Source organism: Halomonas sp. McH1-25 (assembly GCF_022348165.1).
Lineage (GTDB): Bacteria > Pseudomonadota > Gammaproteobacteria > Pseudomonadales > Halomonadaceae > Modicisalibacter.
Genome location: NZ_JAKRFI010000004.1, coordinates 419,545 through 436,811, shown reverse-complemented (window position 1 = coordinate 436,811; position 17,267 = coordinate 419,545). Strand labels below are relative to the sequence as shown.

Sequence of the window (17,267 nt, the reverse complement as noted above, 5' to 3'; positions counted from 1 at the left end):
GGTGGTATCGCATGTCCGTTTCCACTACCCGGCGCCGAACACTGGGTCGTACTCATAACGTCATGCTTAGAATGCGAAGCAGGAACAGCCGAACGCACCCCAGAAGCCCTGGAAATCACTGACGGGCACCGACGAGGTTCGTACGCTGTCGTGGTTGTGCGCATGAATCGCGCAAGGCCCCGAGCAGTGATGCACTTGCGCAAGCAGTGGCGACTCGTGTCTCCAGTGCCCCGGTACCCTGGCCACCGGGGACCAGTCCGGAGTGACGGGCAGCGCTGGCGGCGCCAGTGCGTCGAATTCATCGGCACCATGGACGACCTTGCCACCGACGACAGTCAGCACCGATTCGATCCACTTGATTGCCTCCTCGTCGACGCTGAAGAAGTCGGCGGAGAGTGCTGCGAGATCAGCCAGCTGGCCGACCTTGATCTGCCCCTTCTGGCCCTGCTCGGATGAAAACCAGGCGCTGCCCTGGGTGAATAGTTGCAGCGCGACGTCCCGGTCCAGACCGTTGGAGTAGAGCTCCAGGCCGCCAACGGTGCGCCCGCTGACCAGCCAGTACAACGATGTCCAGGGGTTGTAGCTGGAGACCCGGGTGGCATCGGTGCCCGCACCGACGGGGATGCCTTCGGCCAGCATTCGCTTGATCGGCGGGGTCTGCTGCGCCGCTTGGCTGCCGTAGCGATCGACGAAATATTCACCTTGGAAGGCCATGCGGTCCTGGATGGCGATGCCACCGCCGAGGGCGCGCACCCGCTCGATATTCCTCGGCGTGATGGTTTCGGCGTGGTCGAAGAACCAGGGCAGGCCGTCGAAGGGAATGTCGCGATCGACCCTCTCGAACACGTCGAGCATGCGCGAGATCGATTCGTCATAGGTCGCATGCAGGCGGAAGGGCCAGCGCTGCTCGACCAGGTGGCGAACCACCGGTTCCAGTTCCTGCTCCATACTGGCTGCGAGGTCCGGCCGCGGCTCGAGGAAATCCTCGAAGTCGGCCGCCGAGAACACCAGCATCTCGCCTGCGCCGTTGTGGCGGAAGAAGTCGCTGCCGTCACCGGGCTTGACCATGCCGCTCCAGGCCTTGAAGTCGGCCAGCTCTTCCTTGGGTCGCTGGGTGAACAGGTTGTAGGCGATGCGCACGGTCAGCTGGTCCTGCTTCGCCAGCTCGCTGACCACTGCGTAGTCGTCCGGGTAGTTCTGGAAGCCGCCACCCGCATCGATAGCGCTGGTGACACCCAGGCGATTCAACTCGCGCATGAACTGGCGCGTTGAGTTGACCTGATATTCCAATGGCAATTTCGGTCCCTTGGCCAGGGTCGCGTAGAGAATCATCGCGTTGGGCTTGGCGACCAGCATGCCGGTGGGCTCGCCGCTGGCATCGCGCTGGATTTCGCCGCCGGGCGGGTTCGGCGTGTCGCGGGTATAGCCCACCACTTTCAATGCCGCGCGGTTGAGCAGGGCACGGTCGTACAGGTGCAGGATGAACACGGGGGTGTCGGGGGCGGCCCTGTTCAGCTCGTCCAGGGTAGGCATGCGACGCTCGGCGAACTGGAACTCGTTCCAGCCACCTACCACGCGTACCCATTGCGGCGCAGGTGTGCGATCGGCCTGTTCCTTGAGCATGCGCAACGCATCGGCCAGCGAGGGAACGCCTTCCCAACGCAGTTCCAGATTGTAATTGAGCCCGCCGCGAATCAGGTGAAGGTGCGAGTCGTTGAGCCCGGGGATCACGGTGCGCCGTTTCAGATCGATGACCTGGGTCGCGTTGCCGCGGGTCGCCAGGGCCTGTGCATCATCGCCGACGGCGATGGTTCTGCCGTCCTTGATGGCGACGGCGCTGGCTCGCGGGTTCTCTCGGTCCACGGTGTGCACGCGGCCATTGAACAGGATCATGTCGGCGTTCATGTTGCCTCCTCGGACTGTGGTCCGTTTAGCCAGCTAGCGAAAAGGCGCGTTGCCAGGGGCATGAACACATACACCACCAGCAAGACGATGGTCAGGGTGATCAGCACACCCCGCGACAGGTAGCCGCCCAGCACGGGTTGCCAGCCGAACAGCGGTTGCCATAGCAGCGGCACCAGCAGGCTCAGCGGCAGAATCACCAGAAAGGTGACGCATGCCTGCTTCCAGCGTGGCGGGCGGCTTTCGCCGTCGTTGGGCACGAACCAGAATTCCTTGTCCGTGCTGACCTCGGTCTGGTCGCCGTCGGCCAGCAGGTGTTCGACCTCGGCGACCAGCTCTTGCCGCTCGGCCGAGTCGAGCCATGCCTGCATATGCCGGACGTGACTGAATCGCAATACGCTGGTGAACAGCGGCAGGCCTTGGCTCTTGCTGCGTATCACGTTGACGCCGAGATGGCCGCTCATCTGGCTGGCGGTCTTGACGATGCGACGCAGCCACGTTTCGTACTGCTGGTTCATCCCGGCCTTGACTCGGTGTCGAACCACCAGTGTGACGATCTCGGAAGCTTGTTGGGTCATGGTCTGGTGCTCCAACCTGGATGGTGGGCCGGAACGGCGTTGCGTCGTCCCGGCCAGGCGGTCAGATGGAGGCAGCGACCGGTGCCAGCGTCGGGCCATGGCCGACGCGTTCTTCGGCCTTGTGAACCATCGTGTAGGCGTAATCGATACCCATCCCGTAGGCGCCGGAGTGCTCCTTGGCCACGGCCATGACTTCGTCGTAGGTGTCGCGGTTCTTCCAGTCGCGCTGCCACTCCAGGAGCACCTGCTGCCAGGTCACGGGAACGACGCCTGCCTGGATCATGCGCTGCATCGAGTAGTCATGTGCGGCCTGGCTGGTGCCGCCCGAGGCATCGGCGACCATGTAGATCTCGTAGCCAGCGTCGTGCATGGCCGACAGCGCGAAAGTCGTGTTGCAGACTTCAGTCCACAGCCCGGAAACCACCACCTTGTTTCGTCCGTTCTGCTTTAGTGCGTCACGAACCTTCTGGTCGTCCCAGGAGTTCATCGAGGTACGCTCGAGTATCGGCGCATCCGGAAAAACGCCGAGCAGCTCCGGGTAGGTATGACCCGAGAAGCTTTCGGTTTCGACGGTGGTAATGATGGTGGGGATCGAGAATACCCGGGCGGCTTTGGCCAGACCCACGACATTGTTTTTCAGTACCTGGCGATCGATGCTTTGCACACCAAAGGCCATCTGAGGTTGCTGGTCTATGAAGATGAGCTGACAGTTGCTGGGTGTCAGTACTTCGAGTTTTGGATTAGTCATTTGTGCCACCTGTCATGTTCAGAGTATCGATTCGATAAGGCCGGAAGATGCCTGGACGGTCATTAGCTACAACACGCATCGCCGCGGACTGAGCTTGTGGATTGTCCGTGAGAGGCGTTAAGAGTTTCGCCGAATCGCTTCGAAACTCATTGAAAAACTGTGTGGTTCTGGAACGGTCGTGCTGCGGATGTCGAATTGAAGGTTGCTTTGCACTAGCAGGAAAGGCGCCTTGCGAAACAAGGCGCCTGCCTATGTTCAAGTCAGTCTTGAATGAAGGCGAGAAGATCTTTATTGATGACATCGGCATGCGTAGTGCACATGCCATGTGGAAAACCTTCGTAGATATTTAAGGTGCTATTCTTAAGGAGTTTGTCTGCCAGTATTGCCGAGTCTTCTATCGGGACGATTTGATCATCGTTGCCATGCATGACAAGCGTCGGTATGGATATACTTTTCAAGTCTGCCGTGAAGTCCGTTTCGGAGAAGGCTTTGATGCCGTCATAATGGGCTTTTGCTCCGCCCATCATTCCCTGACGCCACCAGTTTTGAATGATTGCCTGAGACGGTTCTACATCGGGGCGATTGAAGCCATAGAACGGACCGCTCGCGACGTTCAGATAGAACTCGGCTCGATTCGCGGCAAGCTGAGCACGGAAGTCGTCAAAGACCTCAATGGGCAGGCCACCTGGATTGTTCTCGGTCTTGAGCATGATTGGCGGGACGGCCCCAATCAGTACGAGCTTGGCAACCCGGCCTTGCCGCTCGCCATGGTTGGCAACGTAGTGTGCCGCTTCCCCTCCGCCCGTTGAATGGCCAATATGCACCGTCTCCTGTAAATCCAGATGTTCTATTACTGCAGCGACATCCGCAGCGTAATGGTCCATGTCATGGCCCTCGCCGATCTGGGATGAGCGTCCATGCCCGCGTCGATCATGGGCAACGACACGATAGCCCTGGCCGACGAAATAGAGCATCTGGGCGTCCCAGTCGTCAGAACTGAGTGGCCACCCATGATGAAACATGATGGGTTGGGCAGATTGGGGGCCCCAATCCTTGTAGTAAATCTCAGTGCCGTCAGTCATCGTGATCATGCCCATCTCATTACTCCTTGCATTGGTCTTGGATTTTGAAACAGCAATACGCGAGCAGCCTGTAAGCGAGGCTAATGCCGCGGTTCCAACCCCGAGTATCAGTAGATTTCGTCGAGTTATATTCAAAACATCCCGTTCCTCGGGTATGTTCATTCGCCAAACTCCCTGGCCATTCATTAAGTTATTTGACGCTATTGGCATGCAGCGTAACTGCTGAATTGCATGTTTGAGGACATGATGGTGCACTGCGGGAATGGGTTCTGGTACGAGCGTGCTGGAATGTAATGAGAGTGCTCGCGGATGGTTGAAGCCTAAGCCTGTTGACAAGCGTAGTCTGTCTTGAGTTTGGGTTGGACAATGAGGGGAGTTTGATGGTGATTTGCGAAATTAGAGGCGATTCAAAGCGAATTCAGTAAGTTAGTAAAACTCCTGTCCGTCATCCTTGCCGAACAGGAGCGTGAATCAATGTAGTCGCGAACTCATCAGGCGTCGGCATCGGTGGAAGCGGCAACGGCGCGCTGCGACTCCAGGGCAGCCAGACGTTCACGATAGGCATCGCCGACCCGCTGCCAGGGCTCGCTCCCATAAACCTGGCGTTTCGGTGCGGGTACCAGGTCGGCGCTGTCGATCATTGCCCGCGCGACCTTGTCACCATCGCTGAACCTGCCGAACGTGCCATTGGCCAGGGCGCGACGCACATCGCCTGCCGGGGTCTTGTCGTAAACCGTCATCGGCTCGGGGCTGACCAGGCCGGCAGCGAAGTTGGTGGCGGTGGGTCCGGGCTCGGCGAGTGTGATGGCGATGCCAAACGGCGCTACTTCCTGTGCGACCGACTCGACGAAACCTTCGATACCCCATTTGCTGGCGTGATAGAGACTGAAATTGGGATAGGCAATCTGGCCGCCTTCCGACGACACCTGAATGATGCGACCGCCGCCCTGTTCGCGTAGATGAGGCAGCACCGCGCGAATAAGCTGGATGGAGCCGATCAGGTTGGTCTCGAGCTGGTGTTGAATCTGCTCATCGGTCAGCTCCTCTCCGGCGCCGAACAAGCCATAGCCAGCGTTACTGACCACCACATCGATTCTGCCGAGCTCGGCGAAGGCCCGCCCGGTCGTCGCGCGAATCGCCGCCGTATCGGTGACATCCATCCCCGCCACCCAGAGCCTGTCGCCATAGCGGGTTTTCAACTCATCGAGACGCTCGGGCCTGCGTAGCGTCGCAGCGACGCGATCGCCACGTTCGAGCAGTTGCTCGGTCATTGCTCGACCAAGCCCGCTGGATGCGCCAGTGATGAACCATGTTTTTTGCATTGCCTGAGTCATGGCAACCTCCTGAGATTGATCATCGCCCCATCGCGATGACGGCTCTTATCCTGGCGCGCCACGATTGTTGTTACTATCGGGGCAACGTTGCATGGATTAGTGAAATATGGCCATGAATCGCAAGCCAAGCCTGGATGACATCCGGGCGCTGACCCTGATCGCCGGCTATGGCAGCTTTCGGCGCGCAGCCGATGAGTTGGGCCTGTCGCCCTCGACGTTGAGCCATCAGATGCGAACCCTGGAACAGGAGCTGGGCGTGCGTTTGCTTCACCGCACGACTCGCAGCGTCTCGCCGACTCAGGCAGGGGAGCGCTTGATCGCACGGATGCAGCCCGTGCTGCATGACTTCAACACCGCGCTGGAAGCCATCGATGACGAGCGCGGTCGTCCCAGTGGTGAGCTGCGTATCAATGCCAGCGAAATTGCGGCGCGCGTACTGTTGGAAAGCGTCGTGCCGAGTTTCCTCGCGCGTTATCCGGAGGTGAGCCTGGATCTGGTCACCGAGGGGCGGCTGATAGATATCGTCGAGGCGGGCTTCGATGCGGGCGTCAGACTGGCGGAATCCGTTCCGCAGGACATGATTGCGATCCCTTTCGGGGGAGATACCCGATTCATCTGCGTCGCCTCACCGGGCTACATTGCGCAGCATGGCGCGCCGAAAACACCGGAAGACCTTCAGAATCACACTTGTATTCGCCAGCGAATGCCGAGCGGCAAGCGCTATCGATGGGAGTTCGAGCGTCGCGGGCAGGAAAAGGTCATCAACGTGCCGGGAACACTGACGCTCGATCATCCCGGCCTGATGGCGGATGCGGCTGCCCGCGGTCTGGGGATTGCCTACCTCGCCGAACACGTCGTGCGTGACCGGCTCGAGCGCGGCGAATTGATCACCCTGCTCGACGACTGGTGTCCGCCGATTCCCGGCCTGTGTCTCTATTACTCCGGTCATCGTCATGTGCCGGCAGGGCTCAGGGCATTCATCGATGAGTTGAAAAGGCCTCGATGACTCAGTAGCGCTTCAGACACCGGCAGGGAACGACAAGCCGCATTCGACGATATTGGTGCCGCCCACACGAACGTATAAAGTGGTGAGCCATTTATCTCAATTCAGCGGGCCCGCAGGATGCGGCCCGGGCGATTCGGAGTTGTCATGGCTACCCCCTCCCAGCACGATCTGCGCTATCGGTTTCGCGAGCTGCTCGAACGCGACGAGTGCTTTTTCACCGCATCTACCTTCGACCCCATGTCGGCGCGAATCGCCGCCGATCTGGGCTTCGAGGTCGGTATCCTGGGCGGCTCGGTGGCCTCGCTGCAGGTGCTGGCCGCTCCCGATTTTGCCCTGATCACGCTGAGCGAGTTCGTCGAACAGGCCACCCGCATCGGTCGCGTGGCGCGACTGCCGATCATCGCCGACGCCGACCACGGTTACGGCAATGCGCTCAATGTGATGCGCACCATCGTCGAGCTGGAGCGCGCCGGGGTGGCGGCGCTGACCATCGAGGACACCCTGCTGCCGGCCAAGTACGGGCGCAAGTCCACCGATCTGGTGCCGCTGGAAGAGGGCATCGGCAAGATCGAGGCGGCGCTGGAGGCGCGTATCGATCCCGCCATGGCCATCTTTGCCCGCACCAATGCGGGCGTGTTGAGCACGGAGGATGCCATCACGCGCGCCAAGGCCTATGAACGGGCCGGCGCCGACGGCATCTGCATGGTGGGCATTCGCGATTTCGACCATCTGGAAAGCATTGCCGAGCACTTGAACGTGCCGCTGATGCTGGTCACCTACGACAATCCCGAGCTGCGTGACCGTGAGCGGCTGGCCCGGGCCGGGGTGCGTGTGGTGGTCAACGGCCATGCTGCCTATTTTGCCGCCATCAAGGCGACCTACGATTGCCTGCGTGAGCAGCGCGGTATCGCCGAAGGCAATCTCAGCGCCTCGGAGCTTTCCACCCGCTACTCGACGCTGGAGGAAAATCGCGAGTGGGCGCGGCGCTATATGGACGTCAAGGAGTGAAGTGGGCATCCGGTGCTCGCCCTGTATTCTAAGCTTGGCATGATCCATGCGTCTCTTGTGGCCGACAATACTAGGGATTCAAATGTTCTTCACGCTACTGCTGGCTACCCTGGGCATCGCGATCGCGGTATCGACAGGGGCGGTGATGCTGTTCAACAAGCCTGTCGGCAAGATTCTCGAGCGAATCGTGAAGGATGAGATCAGTGACGCCTGGCACCGGTATATCACCTTCGCCGGCTTCGTGGTCGGGGTGTCAGGTGGGGTGCGGATTTATGACCTGGAGCGGTATATCAGCGCACCTCACCGGGATGCCGAAGTGCTGGTACTGACTGCCGAGCGCTGGACCCTGGAGATTTATCGCACGATCATCGAGACGCTCCAGAGCATCGCCTGGATGTACCTGATCGTGTTCATCGTGGCTCTGCTCGCCTATGTCATCGTCAGGGGGCTGGAGTTGCGCCGCGGTCGGGAGGAGTAGGCAGCCATGGCTTCTTCATCAGGCAAGGAATCCCTTGGTCATCGTCAGTCGTACGATACGATTTCGACCCAATTGGCGTTTTTACCCGTCGGGGCCTTGTCGGCCAGCTCGATCTTGCCGTCTTCGGAGTTGATGCGATAAAGGCCCACTTCATCGTCGAGCTGTCCCGTCACGACCATGTAATTTCCTGTCGCATCGATCTGGAAAGCGCGTGGCTGAGTTTCCACCTCGGTGCTGTGCAGGTAGGTGAGTTTTCCGGTCTCGGGATCGGCCTCGAAGGCACTCATGATACTTCTGGTGCGCTCGGAGATGTAGACGTGGCGTCCGTCGGGGGTGATCTGGATGTCGGCTGCCCATATGCGCGGCGTGTCGTCGCCTTCTTCGATCGTTTCCCGTGCCATGCCCGGGGCAAGATTTAGCGTTTCAGGAATGCCCAGTTCGGTTGACTGGCGCGTCAGTGCGCCGGTGCTGGGGGCGTAGGAATACGTCGTTACGGCGCCGGTGAACTCGCCGAGAACATAGACATAGCGACCATTGGGGGAGAAGAGGAAATGGCGAGGTCCGCTCTTGTCGGGCGTCTCGGCTGCCCCGGGATCGTTGGGGGCCAATTGTCCCGTTTTTGAGTCGAAGCGGAATTGGGCAATCTGATCATCGCCCAGATTGGAGGCGAAGGCGTAGCGGTTGTCCGGTGAGGCATGCATGGCGTGAGCGTGGTGGCCCGTTGCAACGACCTGCTGGAAGTCCTGAACGACACCGCTGGCGTCGATGGGACTGACACTGACCACATCGCCCACATAGGCCGCTGCTAACAGGTAGGCGCCGCTCTGGTCGGTGTCGATGTTGGCCATGCTGGCGGGCAGTGACGCGCTGCCTTGCTGAGTCAGCGTGCCGCTTTGTGCATCGATGCGGTACGTCAGTACCCGGTAGGGTTCGCTGCGTACCGAAGCGTACAGATATTGCCGATCGGGACTCACTGCCATTGGCTTGACCATGTCACCGGCCTGGGTGGTCGCTAGCGGCATCAGCTTGTCGGCGTTGCGGTCGAGAACGTAGCTCGCAATAACGCCATCGTCGGCATTGGAGACATAAACGTAGGTCGCGGCTTGTGCCGTCAGGCATGCATCCAACATAGCAGATCCCGTGAGTAAGCTAGCTGCCAGCGTGGCTACCCTTTGCATGGGTATCCTCAGTGTATTGGCCGTCGCCATCCTCGTGTAGCTCGATGACCCCGAGCCCCATCAGTGGTGCCCTTGGCCATCGCTGTCTGCGGCGTTATGGCCGCTGCGCTATGTGCACTGGCGGCGTGATTGACTCGTCGCGAAGAAGGCTAGCCGAAGCGTAACGGGTGGCCGCCCTGCTCGAAACGCTGCGGGCCATCCGGACCGAACGCCATTTGCCGTCAGGCTCAACGGTGCACGAACTCCCCGGCAGCCACCGCCTCGGCCAACCAACGAAAGATACCGATGCGCGTAGCCATCTTCGACTCATGAGTCGTTCAACTGGATATGTTGGACTCATCTTCAGCCATAGATTCTTCTCCAGCCGTAGTGCGTTCATCCTCAGGCGGGGCGGGTTCCTCCTGCGGCGCATTGGCGCCATCCCGCGTCACCCGCCAAACCGCATTGGTCAGATCGTCGGCGACGATCACCGATCCATCCGGTGCAACGGTCACACCCACCGGACGACCGCGCGTTTTGCTGTCGCTGGTGAGGAAGCCGGTCACGAAGTCGACGGGGTCGCCGGCAGGCTGGCCGTTCTCGAAGGGCACGAAGACCACCTTGTAGCCCACGGGATTCGCGCGGTTCCAGCTACCGTGCTCACCGATGAACACCCCCTCCGCGAATTCGTCGCCCACGGCGGGCGTGGAGAAGTCGAGGCCGAGCGGGGCGACGTGCGAGCCCAGGCTGTAATCCGGCGAGATCGCCGACTCCACCTTCTCCGGATCCTGCGGCCGCACGCGTGGGTCGACGTGCTGCCCCCAGTAGCTGTAGGGCCAGCCGTAGAAGCCGTCTTCCTGAACGGTGGTGAGATAATCGGGCACCAGATTCGGCCCGAGCTCGTCGCGCTCGTTCACCACTGCCCAGAGCTGATCGGTCCCTGGCTGAATGGTCAGTGCAGTAGGGTTGCGCAGGCCGGTGGCATAGGGCCGGTGCGCGCCGGTCTCGGCGTCGATCTGCCAGATTTCGGCGCGATTGACTTCCGCGTCCATGCCGCGCTCGGTGATGTTGCTGTTGGAGCCGATGCCGACGTAAAGAAAGCGTCCGTCCGCGCTCGCGGTCATCGCCTTGGTCCAGTGATGATTGATCACTGACGGTAGCTTCGTCACGACTTCCGGCGGGCCGCTGGCCTGGGTCTGGCCTTCCCGGTAATCGAATCGCACCAGCGCATCCTGGTTGGCCACGTAGAGATCGTCGTCGACCAGGGCGAGACCGTACGGTGCGTTGAGGTCCTCGGCGAAGACGGTCTGTTCCTCATAGGTGCCGTCACCGTCGTTGTCGCGCAGCAGCGTCAGCCGGTCGCCGCTTTCGACCGAGGTGGTCCCCTGGGCCTTGATGTACCCGGCAATGACATCCTTGGGCTTCGATGTCGGGGCGTTGCCGCCGCTCCCCTCGGCCACCAGGATGTCTCCGTTGGGCAGCACCAGTGTCTGGCGCGGCACCTTGAGGTCGGTGGCGATGGCAGTGATCGAATAGCCATCGGGCACCGTCGGTGTCTGGTCGCCCCATGGCGCCGGCTCGGGGATCGTCATGTCGGGCAACAGTCCGCGCTGCGGTTCCGGTAGGTCCGGGTTGGGTCCGTACTCGGCTTCCGGTTCCGCCGCGTTGGCGTTGGCACCGCCGGCAAGCAGGAGCATCGCAAGCAGGGGCATCGCAAACAGGGGCATCGAGAGAGGAGCGACGTCGCGAATGCGGGAAAACCTCATGAATGACCTCCGGCGCCGAGACGAGAGAAACCGATCCAGGTCGCCACACACGCCAGTACGCTGACGACGATCGAGAGTACGAAGCCCGTGGGCATCATGCCCCAGGCGTCCCGGGCGTGAACCAGCGCGTTGAAGAACCCCAGTATCCAGGTGATCAGCAGCAGGAAGAAGTACACGAGAGCGAGGCGGCGCCGGTCACTGGCCCGAAACACGCCGATCAACGCACAAAGCAGCGCAAGACCATTGAAGACGAGACCGCCCGCGATCAGCCAGGAAGCAAAGGTGCTCCACTGGATGAGGTACGTCTGCGAGTAGGCATAGTCGCTCAAAGCTGCGCCGAGAAAGAGCGGAAAGGTGCCGCCAAGCAATAGGCTATGCAGCGGATTCAATCCGCGTCGATACGTTCGTTCGGTCGTGCGTTCGGCAGTGGCTGTCACGGCAAACTCCTTGTGCTGATCGAGCAGGGGGAGGCACTTCGCGTAGGCGGTCAGGGCCTTTCCCGGCGCTGAAAACGCGTGCGTTACGCGAGTGTAGTTGACTCGTGAGGCCTTCACCAAAGCGACGCCCACGGCCGGTCGCGCGAGGAAGCTCAGCTATTTTCCGACGCTTGCCACCCAGCCTGAATCCCGCGGTCTGCTGCTGAACGAGACCCTGAGCGCTAAGCTGTACTGCGACCGGCCACCGATTCGGGTAGCCTGATGTGCAGATGCAGGCCCGGCCGGATCGAGAGCGATCCGGTAGGTGACAAACACGGATAGTTCATCTGAATCGGTAAGTGCGTATGAAACTAAACGGCTCGTGGTTGCTGTCGGCATTGCTGGCGGTGACATTCATGTTCTCCGGCCTGTGTGTGGCGCAGACGCAGGGAGGCATACAGGGACAGGGGGGCTCGCAGGCACAGGGAAGCGAGAGCGGGCAGGAACCATGGTTCTCTGTCGAGTCGTTGAACGAGGGACTTGGCGAAGTGCCCGAGGGGCTCGAGCGAGGGACGCCACGCGAAGCGATCCGCAACTTCCTGGAGCTGACCGAACAGAACAAGTATGCGGCGGCGGCACATGTCATCAACCTTTCCGGGCTACCCCCGGAGGAGCAACAGGAACGCGGGCCTGAGTTAGCCAGACAACTCGCCGAGGTCCTCCAACGAGGCGAATGGCTGAATGTCTCCAGTCTCTCGGGGCGCCAGGATGCGGCCATCATGTCTCCGACGAGTCAGAATCCCCTGGCCGGCAAGCCACGCCGCAATATCCAGTTGGCCTCATTGACGGCCGATGGCGAAGCCTATGACGTTCGGCTGGGCCGCTACCGGGTGGGCGATGCGGATCCGGTCTGGTTGATCATGCCGGACATCGTGTCATCGATACCGGCGCTTTATGAGCAATATGGCCCTTCATTGCTGGAGGAATATATCCCCGAGCGTTTCAAGGCCTCGTTCGGGCCGCTCAGGATTTGGGAATGGATAGCCATTCCTATCGTGCTGCTGGCGATTGGCCTGTTGGGCTGGGGAATCTACAGCCTGGTCGGGCTGATAGCGGACCGGTTGCCTTACGGCTCACCCAGCATCTTTGCCAGACGGATCAGAGGGCCCTTGGCGCTGATCGTCATGTCGCTGGTGACCCAGGCGCTGCTCGACTATGTGGTGTCTTTCTCGGCCGTGATAACCACGTCCTTCCGGGTGTTGTTGATCGCTATCCTGGCCTGGGGAGCCGGTGCGGTGGCGCTGCGTCTCATCGATACCATCATGTTGAGAATGACGCGGCGCCTTGTAGGACAGATCGATGACACCAAGCCCAAGGACGAGCGTAAGTTACTGACGTCGCTCTACGCATTGCGCCGGGTCATCATTCTGATCATGGTCACTGCCGTATCGATTTACGTGCTTAGTCAGATCCAGATCTTCGAGTCGCTGGGCTTGTCTCTGCTGGCGTCGGCCAGTGTATTGACCGTACTCATCGGTATTGCGGGCCAGGCCGTGCTTGGCAATATCATCTCGTCGTTTCAGGTGTCGTTGGCCAAGCCCATCCGCATCGGCGATCTGGTGATGTTCGAAGGCCAGTGGTGCTACGTGGAGGGCATCTTCTATACCTTCATCCGCTTGAGAGTATGGAATGAACGTCGCCTGATCGTGCCGGTCACCTACTTTGTCTCCAGACCTTTCGAGAATTTCTCAGTCAAGAGTGCCAAGGAGTACCGCAGCCTGGAGATGATTCTGCACTTGAGCGCGGACATAGAGTGCATACGTGAAAAGTTCATCGAGTACGCCAAGGAGGAAGACAGCGTCATCGAGCACCACAAGCTGCTGTGTTACGTGACGGGACAGACCGGGACGGCGCTGACGGTCACCTGCTACCTCATGACCACCGACCCGATGTCCGGCTGGGGCGCGGAAATGAATGTCAGGGAAAAACTGCTGGCCTTCGTTCGCGACAACTATCCCGAATGGTGGCCGAGAGAGGTGGTGGTCATCAGCCATCAGGATATCGCGCGCGGCGAAAGTGCAACCACCCGCATGAACGGCACGGAGAGTGGAGCAGAAGAAAGCGCCTCCGAGTCCGAGTGAGGCAACCGCCAGGTGGCGGTGAATGCCACCGCCTGGCGCCTCGATGGGCGATATTTAGGCGGTTGGTCTATTCTTCATGCCTAACCCCGTTGGGAGCCGACCTGATGCGTCTGACAGATTACCAGCGCCGCGTCATATGTCGGGCTGCCAGCGAGTGCTTCGGGGCGTCGTCTCGTGTCCGCCTGTTCGGCTCGCGTACCGACGACAGGGCACGAGGGGGAGACATTGACCTGTTCATTGAAACCGATATTTACGATACCTGCGCGATTGCCCGCGCCGAGATCGATTTTCAGGTTCGGATACAGCAAGCCTTGGGCGATCAGCAGATCGATCTGCTGATCGACTATCCCGGACGCAGCACCCATCCTTCGATCTTTGCCGCTGCCGAGCACACGGCGATTCCGTTGTGAAGCAACCGAGGCAACGACCGAGTGTAGCCTGTCGAATATACGTCAGCTCTCGGAGGACGCGCCTCGTTCTGCCAGCCGGCTGAGATCGGCGGCCACTGCGGGGATAGGGTCGTCGTCGCGAATCAACAGCTTGGCCTCTCCCTGCGAATCGAAGGCGAAAACGGCACTGGAGTGGCGCACGTCATAGTTGCCCTCAGGGTCTTTCTCGCCGTATTCGTAAGTGACGCGATAACGGTTGGTCAGCTCATCCAGTTGGGCGGTGCTGCCCGTCAGTCCAATAAACTGCGGACCGAAGATATCCGTGTAGCGCTTCAGGACATCGGGGGTATCGCGAGCGGGGTCGACCGAGACGAACAGCACTTGAATGTCGTCACGCAGCGCTTCGTCGATTTGTCGGGTGGCGGCTGCGAGCCCTGCCAGGGATGCTGGGCAAACGTCGGGGCAGTGAGTAAAACCGAAGTACAGGAGCGTGGTTTTTCCGGCGTAGTCCTCAGCCTTCACGTTCCGGCCATTTTCGTCCGTGAGTTCGAAATCGAGGGGCGGCATGAACTCCGACACGTCCTCGGTACGCCAGATTTCATCGCCGCAGCCTGTCAGCCATAGCGATGCGAGCATCGGGAGTAACCATTTAACCATATCTGTCTTCCTGAAATGCCAGGTTACATTGAGGCAGGCGATACCACGTCAAAAGTGACGGGGAGAGGTTCTTCCCCGTCGAACTCTAAAACGACTTCGACCCGATCGCCGACAGCCAGCGGACGTGTACGCTTCATGAACATGAGGTGATAGCCCCTGGGGGCGAACTCGAGTGTCTCGCCGGGGGCAATCTCAAGCTGGGATACCGCATGCATGCTGGCCATTCCGTCCTCGTTCATGCTCCTGTGCATTTCGACGCTGTCGAAGGCATCGCTGTCGGCACTCACCAGCATGGCAGGCTCATCGCCGGCATTATGCAAACGAAAATAACCGGCCCCAGGCATATCGCCTGGCAGCAAGCTCAGCCGGGCGTCAGTGACCTCCAAGTCGCTGGCCTGGGCGACGCTTGCCAATAGCAGCAGCGCCAGCGGCCCCCAGGCAAGTCGATGAGCGAGTCGTTGCAGCCGGCCGGCTTGTCTTTCGTTTGCCATGATGTGCGTTCTCCGTGTTGGGCCACCGGCTCCCCGGTCAGGCCAGGCAAGTGCTGTATCGATAGCGCCTCGGTCTCGGCACACGTCAGGCGCGATGAATGTTGCCAGTGGATGTCTTGCGCGATGGCGGAAGATAGCGAGCGGTCAGGCTCAACAGAAGTCCAATAAGTTGCAGTAAGTCTGGAATTGGCGAGAGTTGACATCCAGCGTTAGGCGGTCGCTGAGGGTGTCATAGAAAAAGGAGGCATAGCTGTTCGGCGAGTCGCTCGTACGGTACAAGCCACAGACCGCATAGCCCGCTTTCACCTTCTGAAGATTGGCGAGTTTAACCTCGCTGGACGTCTCGAGCGTTGCCGCTATGGCCTGCTGAATCCCGCGATCGCGGAAGTGGTCGGCGATACCTTGCCCGCCGAAGATGGCGGCGGCCAAGACCAATAGCAGGACCACCGGAAAGACAATCAGCAGTATAAAGGATCGAGAGTTAGGCATGCGTGGAATGTTATATGGGCCGTGAGCCGATGGACAAGCTGAGCATGGCTGTAGGGCTGTGGCGTTTGGTCGCAGCGAACGGTGTATTACCAACCCAGCCAGCTACGCAGTCGCTGGCCCGGAGATGCGTGGCTGGTCGTGGCCCGAGTGGCGTTGCCCGATAGTCGATCCGTGGCGAGCTTGAGCGGCGACATGATCGCCTCGAGGTGATGTTGGCAGAGCCGGCGATTGACTGAAGCGGGGCATTGCGCCATCAGCAGGCTGCAATGGTAGATGGCGGTATCCAACGCTTGGCTGACCTCCCTGAACGGGGCGGCCTCTTGGCGGCAGCGCTGTAGTTCACCGGAGAGCATCTGGAGCAGTTGCGCATCCAGCCAGCACGGCGTGTCGTCTTCCCGGGACGAGGTCATCACCGAGGCCTGGATCGCTTGAAAGGAGACATGCAGAAAGACACAGGTGTAATACAGCTGGGAACGCTCTGCCGTCATGAGCAACACCATGATTAACATTAATGATACTAATTCGCATTGTTGTTGATGTGTTGCTTCCTGTCAATTGCCCAAGTGGCTCGCTTCTCTTTTCGTCACCTCGGGCCCGCCGGCTGCTCATGCTGAACGGTCGCGGTCGAAGCGCTCGCCATACACCGCCGCCGCCCAGTCAATGAATACCCGTACGCGTGGCGAGAGCTGGCGTCGCTGCGGGTAGATCGCCCACAGCGGCAGCGCCGGCTTGTCCCAGTCGGCGAGTACTTCCTCCAGCTCGCCACACTCGAGCATGCGTTCGACATGAAAGCGCGGCAACTGAATCAGCCCGCATCCATTCAGGGCGGCAGCCACATAGCTCGAGGCGTCGTTGACCGTCATCCAGCCGCCAGCCTCGAAGGACTGGCTCCGACCGTTCACGATCACATCCAGGGTACTGTCGACGGCATTGCTGCCGGAGAAGAAGCGCACCACCTGATGGTCTCTCAGTTCGCCGGGATGGCAAGGGTAGCCAGCGCGGGACAGATAGTCCGGGCTGGCGCAGATCACCTGCGACAGTTCGGCCAGCTTGCGGGCGACCAAGCTGGAATCCTCCGGCACGCCGGCGCGAAGGGCGCAGTCGATGCCTTCCCCGACCAGATCCACCCGACGGTCGCCGCTGGTAAGCACCACATCCAGCCTCGGATAGCGGCGGCGAAACTCCTGGATGCGCGGCAACACGATTTGCTGTGCCTGTGCGCCATGCATCTCTACTCTCAGCACGCCTCTTGGATTGGTAGCGATGGGCTTGATGGCCGCCTCGGCTTCCTCGAGTTCACTGAGTACATGCACGCAGCGCTCATAGAAAGCCTGGCCTTCCGGGGTGGGGCGTACTTGGCGGGTGGTGCGCTCCAGCAACCGGGCACCCAGGCGCGCTTCGAGCTGCTGAATGGCCAGGGTGGCCGTGGCGCGGGGAATCTCCAGGCCGTTGGCGGCGCGGGTGAAACTGCCGGTCTCGACGATGCGGGTAAACAGCGCCAGTGAGTCGAAGCGATCCATGAGCATTGTTGTGACTGAGTGAATGGTGTTGTCAGTATAACGCCGATTATTTATGCCTTATGAATCGCGATACTGGTTTCCGTGTTGAATATCTACAAGACAGGA

At 60.4% G+C, this 17,267-nt stretch carries 18 protein-coding genes; 5 read left to right on the top strand and 13 right to left on the bottom strand.

Going from position 1 to position 17,267, the window contains the following annotated elements:
* Positions 1-66: 66 nt before the first annotated feature.
* From MHM84_RS13575 to MHM84_RS13555, 5 genes are all read right to left on the bottom strand, one after another.
* Positions 67-1,905 (bottom strand): amidohydrolase, encoded by a 1,839-nt coding sequence (locus MHM84_RS13575; protein ID WP_239266887.1) that lies wholly within the window; start codon positions 1,903-1,905, stop codon positions 67-69.
* The gene (locus MHM84_RS13570; RefSeq protein WP_239266886.1) at positions 1,902-2,480 is read right to left on the bottom strand and encodes an antibiotic biosynthesis monooxygenase; all 579 of its coding nucleotides are present in this window, start codon (positions 2,478-2,480) and stop codon (positions 1,902-1,904) included. The genes MHM84_RS13575 and MHM84_RS13570 overlap by 4 nt, the downstream gene beginning before the upstream one ends.
* A gap of 61 nt (positions 2,481-2,541) precedes the next feature.
* Entirely contained in the window at positions 2,542-3,228 is a 687-nt protein-coding gene (locus tag MHM84_RS13565; RefSeq protein WP_239266885.1) for a hydrolase, read from the bottom strand.
* 260 nt (positions 3,229-3,488) lie between these two features.
* On the bottom strand, positions 3,489-4,325 hold the full coding sequence (locus tag MHM84_RS13560) for an alpha/beta hydrolase (protein ID WP_239266911.1): 837 nt from the start codon (positions 4,323-4,325) through the stop codon (positions 3,489-3,491).
* Between the two features lie 476 nt (positions 4,326-4,801).
* Positions 4,802-5,644: an SDR family oxidoreductase gene (locus MHM84_RS13555; RefSeq protein ID WP_239266884.1), complete on the bottom strand. Its 843-nt coding sequence runs from the start codon at positions 5,642-5,644 to the stop codon at positions 4,802-4,804.
* A gap of 112 nt (positions 5,645-5,756) precedes the next feature.
* Between MHM84_RS13555 and MHM84_RS13550 the strand changes: the two genes are divergently transcribed.
* From MHM84_RS13550 to MHM84_RS13540, 3 genes are all read left to right on the top strand, one after another.
* Positions 5,757-6,650, top strand: coding sequence for a LysR family transcriptional regulator (locus MHM84_RS13550; RefSeq protein ID WP_239266883.1), 894 nt, complete (start codon positions 5,757-5,759; stop codon positions 6,648-6,650).
* 144 nt (positions 6,651-6,794) lie between these two features.
* On the top strand, positions 6,795-7,658 hold the full coding sequence (locus MHM84_RS13545; protein ID WP_239266882.1) for an oxaloacetate decarboxylase: 864 nt from the start codon (positions 6,795-6,797) through the stop codon (positions 7,656-7,658).
* A gap of 82 nt (positions 7,659-7,740) precedes the next feature.
* Positions 7,741-8,136, top strand: a complete 396-nt coding sequence (locus tag MHM84_RS13540; protein WP_239266881.1) for a hypothetical protein — start codon at positions 7,741-7,743, stop codon at positions 8,134-8,136.
* 44 nt (positions 8,137-8,180) lie between these two features.
* Here the strand turns inward: MHM84_RS13540 and MHM84_RS13535 are convergent, their stop codons facing one another.
* The 3 genes from MHM84_RS13535 to MHM84_RS13525 all read right to left on the bottom strand — a co-directional run bounded on the left by MHM84_RS13535 (position 8,181) and on the right by MHM84_RS13525 (position 11,496).
* Positions 8,181-9,266 carry a beta-propeller fold lactonase family protein gene (locus MHM84_RS13535; protein WP_239266880.1) on the bottom strand — a complete coding sequence of 362 codons (1,086 nt, stop codon included), beginning with the start codon at positions 9,264-9,266 and terminating at the stop codon, positions 8,181-8,183.
* A 365-nt stretch (positions 9,267-9,631) separates the two neighbouring features.
* Positions 9,632-11,059, bottom strand: a complete 1,428-nt coding sequence (locus MHM84_RS13530; RefSeq protein WP_239266879.1) for a sorbosone dehydrogenase family protein — start codon at positions 11,057-11,059, stop codon at positions 9,632-9,634.
* Entirely contained in the window at positions 11,056-11,496 is a 441-nt protein-coding gene (locus tag MHM84_RS13525) for a DUF2231 domain-containing protein (protein WP_239266878.1), read from the bottom strand. The genes MHM84_RS13530 and MHM84_RS13525 overlap by 4 nt, the downstream gene beginning before the upstream one ends.
* A gap of 344 nt (positions 11,497-11,840) precedes the next feature.
* Here MHM84_RS13525 and MHM84_RS13520 point away from each other — a divergent pair, with 344 nt between their 5' ends.
* Complete coding sequence (locus MHM84_RS13520; protein WP_239266877.1) at positions 11,841-13,616, top strand: mechanosensitive ion channel domain-containing protein; 1,776 nt, start codon at positions 11,841-11,843, stop codon at positions 13,614-13,616.
* A 104-nt stretch (positions 13,617-13,720) separates the two neighbouring features.
* Positions 13,721-14,026 (top strand): nucleotidyltransferase domain-containing protein, encoded by a 306-nt coding sequence (locus MHM84_RS13515; protein WP_239266876.1) that lies wholly within the window; start codon positions 13,721-13,723, stop codon positions 14,024-14,026.
* Positions 14,027-14,068: 42 nt separating this feature from the next.
* On the opposite strand, the gene MHM84_RS13510 is transcribed toward MHM84_RS13515, so the two are convergent.
* The 5 genes from MHM84_RS13510 to MHM84_RS13490 all read right to left on the bottom strand — a co-directional run bounded on the left by MHM84_RS13510 (position 14,069) and on the right by MHM84_RS13490 (position 17,162).
* Complete coding sequence (locus MHM84_RS13510; protein ID WP_239266875.1) at positions 14,069-14,662, bottom strand: SCO family protein; 594 nt, start codon at positions 14,660-14,662, stop codon at positions 14,069-14,071.
* 23 nt (positions 14,663-14,685) lie between these two features.
* Positions 14,686-15,153, bottom strand: a complete 468-nt coding sequence (locus MHM84_RS13505) for a copper chaperone PCu(A)C (protein WP_239266874.1) — start codon at positions 15,151-15,153, stop codon at positions 14,686-14,688.
* A gap of 150 nt (positions 15,154-15,303) precedes the next feature.
* Positions 15,304-15,582 (bottom strand): hypothetical protein, encoded by a 279-nt coding sequence (locus tag MHM84_RS13500; RefSeq protein ID WP_239266873.1) that lies wholly within the window; start codon positions 15,580-15,582, stop codon positions 15,304-15,306.
* 146 nt (positions 15,583-15,728) lie between these two features.
* A complete protein-coding gene (locus tag MHM84_RS13495; protein ID WP_239266872.1) occupies positions 15,729-16,130 on the bottom strand; it encodes a hypothetical protein in 402 nt (133 codons plus the stop codon).
* Positions 16,131-16,247: 117 nt separating this feature from the next.
* Positions 16,248-17,162 carry a LysR family transcriptional regulator gene (locus MHM84_RS13490; RefSeq protein WP_239266871.1) on the bottom strand — a complete coding sequence of 305 codons (915 nt, stop codon included), beginning with the start codon at positions 17,160-17,162 and terminating at the stop codon, positions 16,248-16,250.
* Between the last annotated feature and the right edge of the window lie 105 nt (positions 17,163-17,267).

What these genes read in the sequence shown, in the direction of transcription:
- MHM84_RS13495 (WP_239266872.1), bottom strand. Translation starts at nt 16,130, where the DNA reads ATGACGGCAGAGCGTTCCCAGCTGTATTACACCTGTGTCTTTCTGCAT.
- MHM84_RS13505 (WP_239266874.1), bottom strand. Translation starts at nt 15,153, where the DNA reads ATGGCAAACGAAAGACAAGCCGGCCGGCTGCAACGACTCGCTCATCGA.
- MHM84_RS13530 (WP_239266879.1), bottom strand. Translation starts at nt 11,059, where the DNA reads ATGAGGTTTTCCCGCATTCGCGACGTCGCTCCTCTCTCGATGCCCCTG.
- MHM84_RS13510 (WP_239266875.1), bottom strand. Translation starts at nt 14,662, where the DNA reads ATGGTTAAATGGTTACTCCCGATGCTCGCATCGCTATGGCTGACAGGC.
- MHM84_RS13545 (WP_239266882.1), top strand. Translation starts at nt 6,795, where the DNA reads ATGGCTACCCCCTCCCAGCACGATCTGCGCTATCGGTTTCGCGAGCTG.
- MHM84_RS13560 (WP_239266911.1), bottom strand. Translation starts at nt 4,325, where the DNA reads ATGGGCATGATCACGATGACTGACGGCACTGAGATTTACTACAAGGAT.
- MHM84_RS13520 (WP_239266877.1), top strand. Translation starts at nt 11,841, where the DNA reads ATGAAACTAAACGGCTCGTGGTTGCTGTCGGCATTGCTGGCGGTGACA.
- MHM84_RS13490 (WP_239266871.1), bottom strand. Translation starts at nt 17,162, where the DNA reads ATGGATCGCTTCGACTCACTGGCGCTGTTTACCCGCATCGTCGAGACC.
- MHM84_RS13515 (WP_239266876.1), top strand. Translation starts at nt 13,721, where the DNA reads ATGCGTCTGACAGATTACCAGCGCCGCGTCATATGTCGGGCTGCCAGC.
- MHM84_RS13565 (WP_239266885.1), bottom strand. Translation starts at nt 3,228, where the DNA reads ATGACTAATCCAAAACTCGAAGTACTGACACCCAGCAACTGTCAGCTC.
- MHM84_RS13555 (WP_239266884.1), bottom strand. Translation starts at nt 5,644, where the DNA reads ATGACTCAGGCAATGCAAAAAACATGGTTCATCACTGGCGCATCCAGC.
- MHM84_RS13570 (WP_239266886.1), bottom strand. Translation starts at nt 2,480, where the DNA reads ATGACCCAACAAGCTTCCGAGATCGTCACACTGGTGGTTCGACACCGA.
- MHM84_RS13540 (WP_239266881.1), top strand. Translation starts at nt 7,741, where the DNA reads ATGTTCTTCACGCTACTGCTGGCTACCCTGGGCATCGCGATCGCGGTA.
- MHM84_RS13575 (WP_239266887.1), bottom strand. Translation starts at nt 1,905, where the DNA reads ATGAACGCCGACATGATCCTGTTCAATGGCCGCGTGCACACCGTGGAC.
- MHM84_RS13535 (WP_239266880.1), bottom strand. Translation starts at nt 9,266, where the DNA reads ATGTTGGATGCATGCCTGACGGCACAAGCCGCGACCTACGTTTATGTC.
- MHM84_RS13550 (WP_239266883.1), top strand. Translation starts at nt 5,757, where the DNA reads ATGAATCGCAAGCCAAGCCTGGATGACATCCGGGCGCTGACCCTGATC.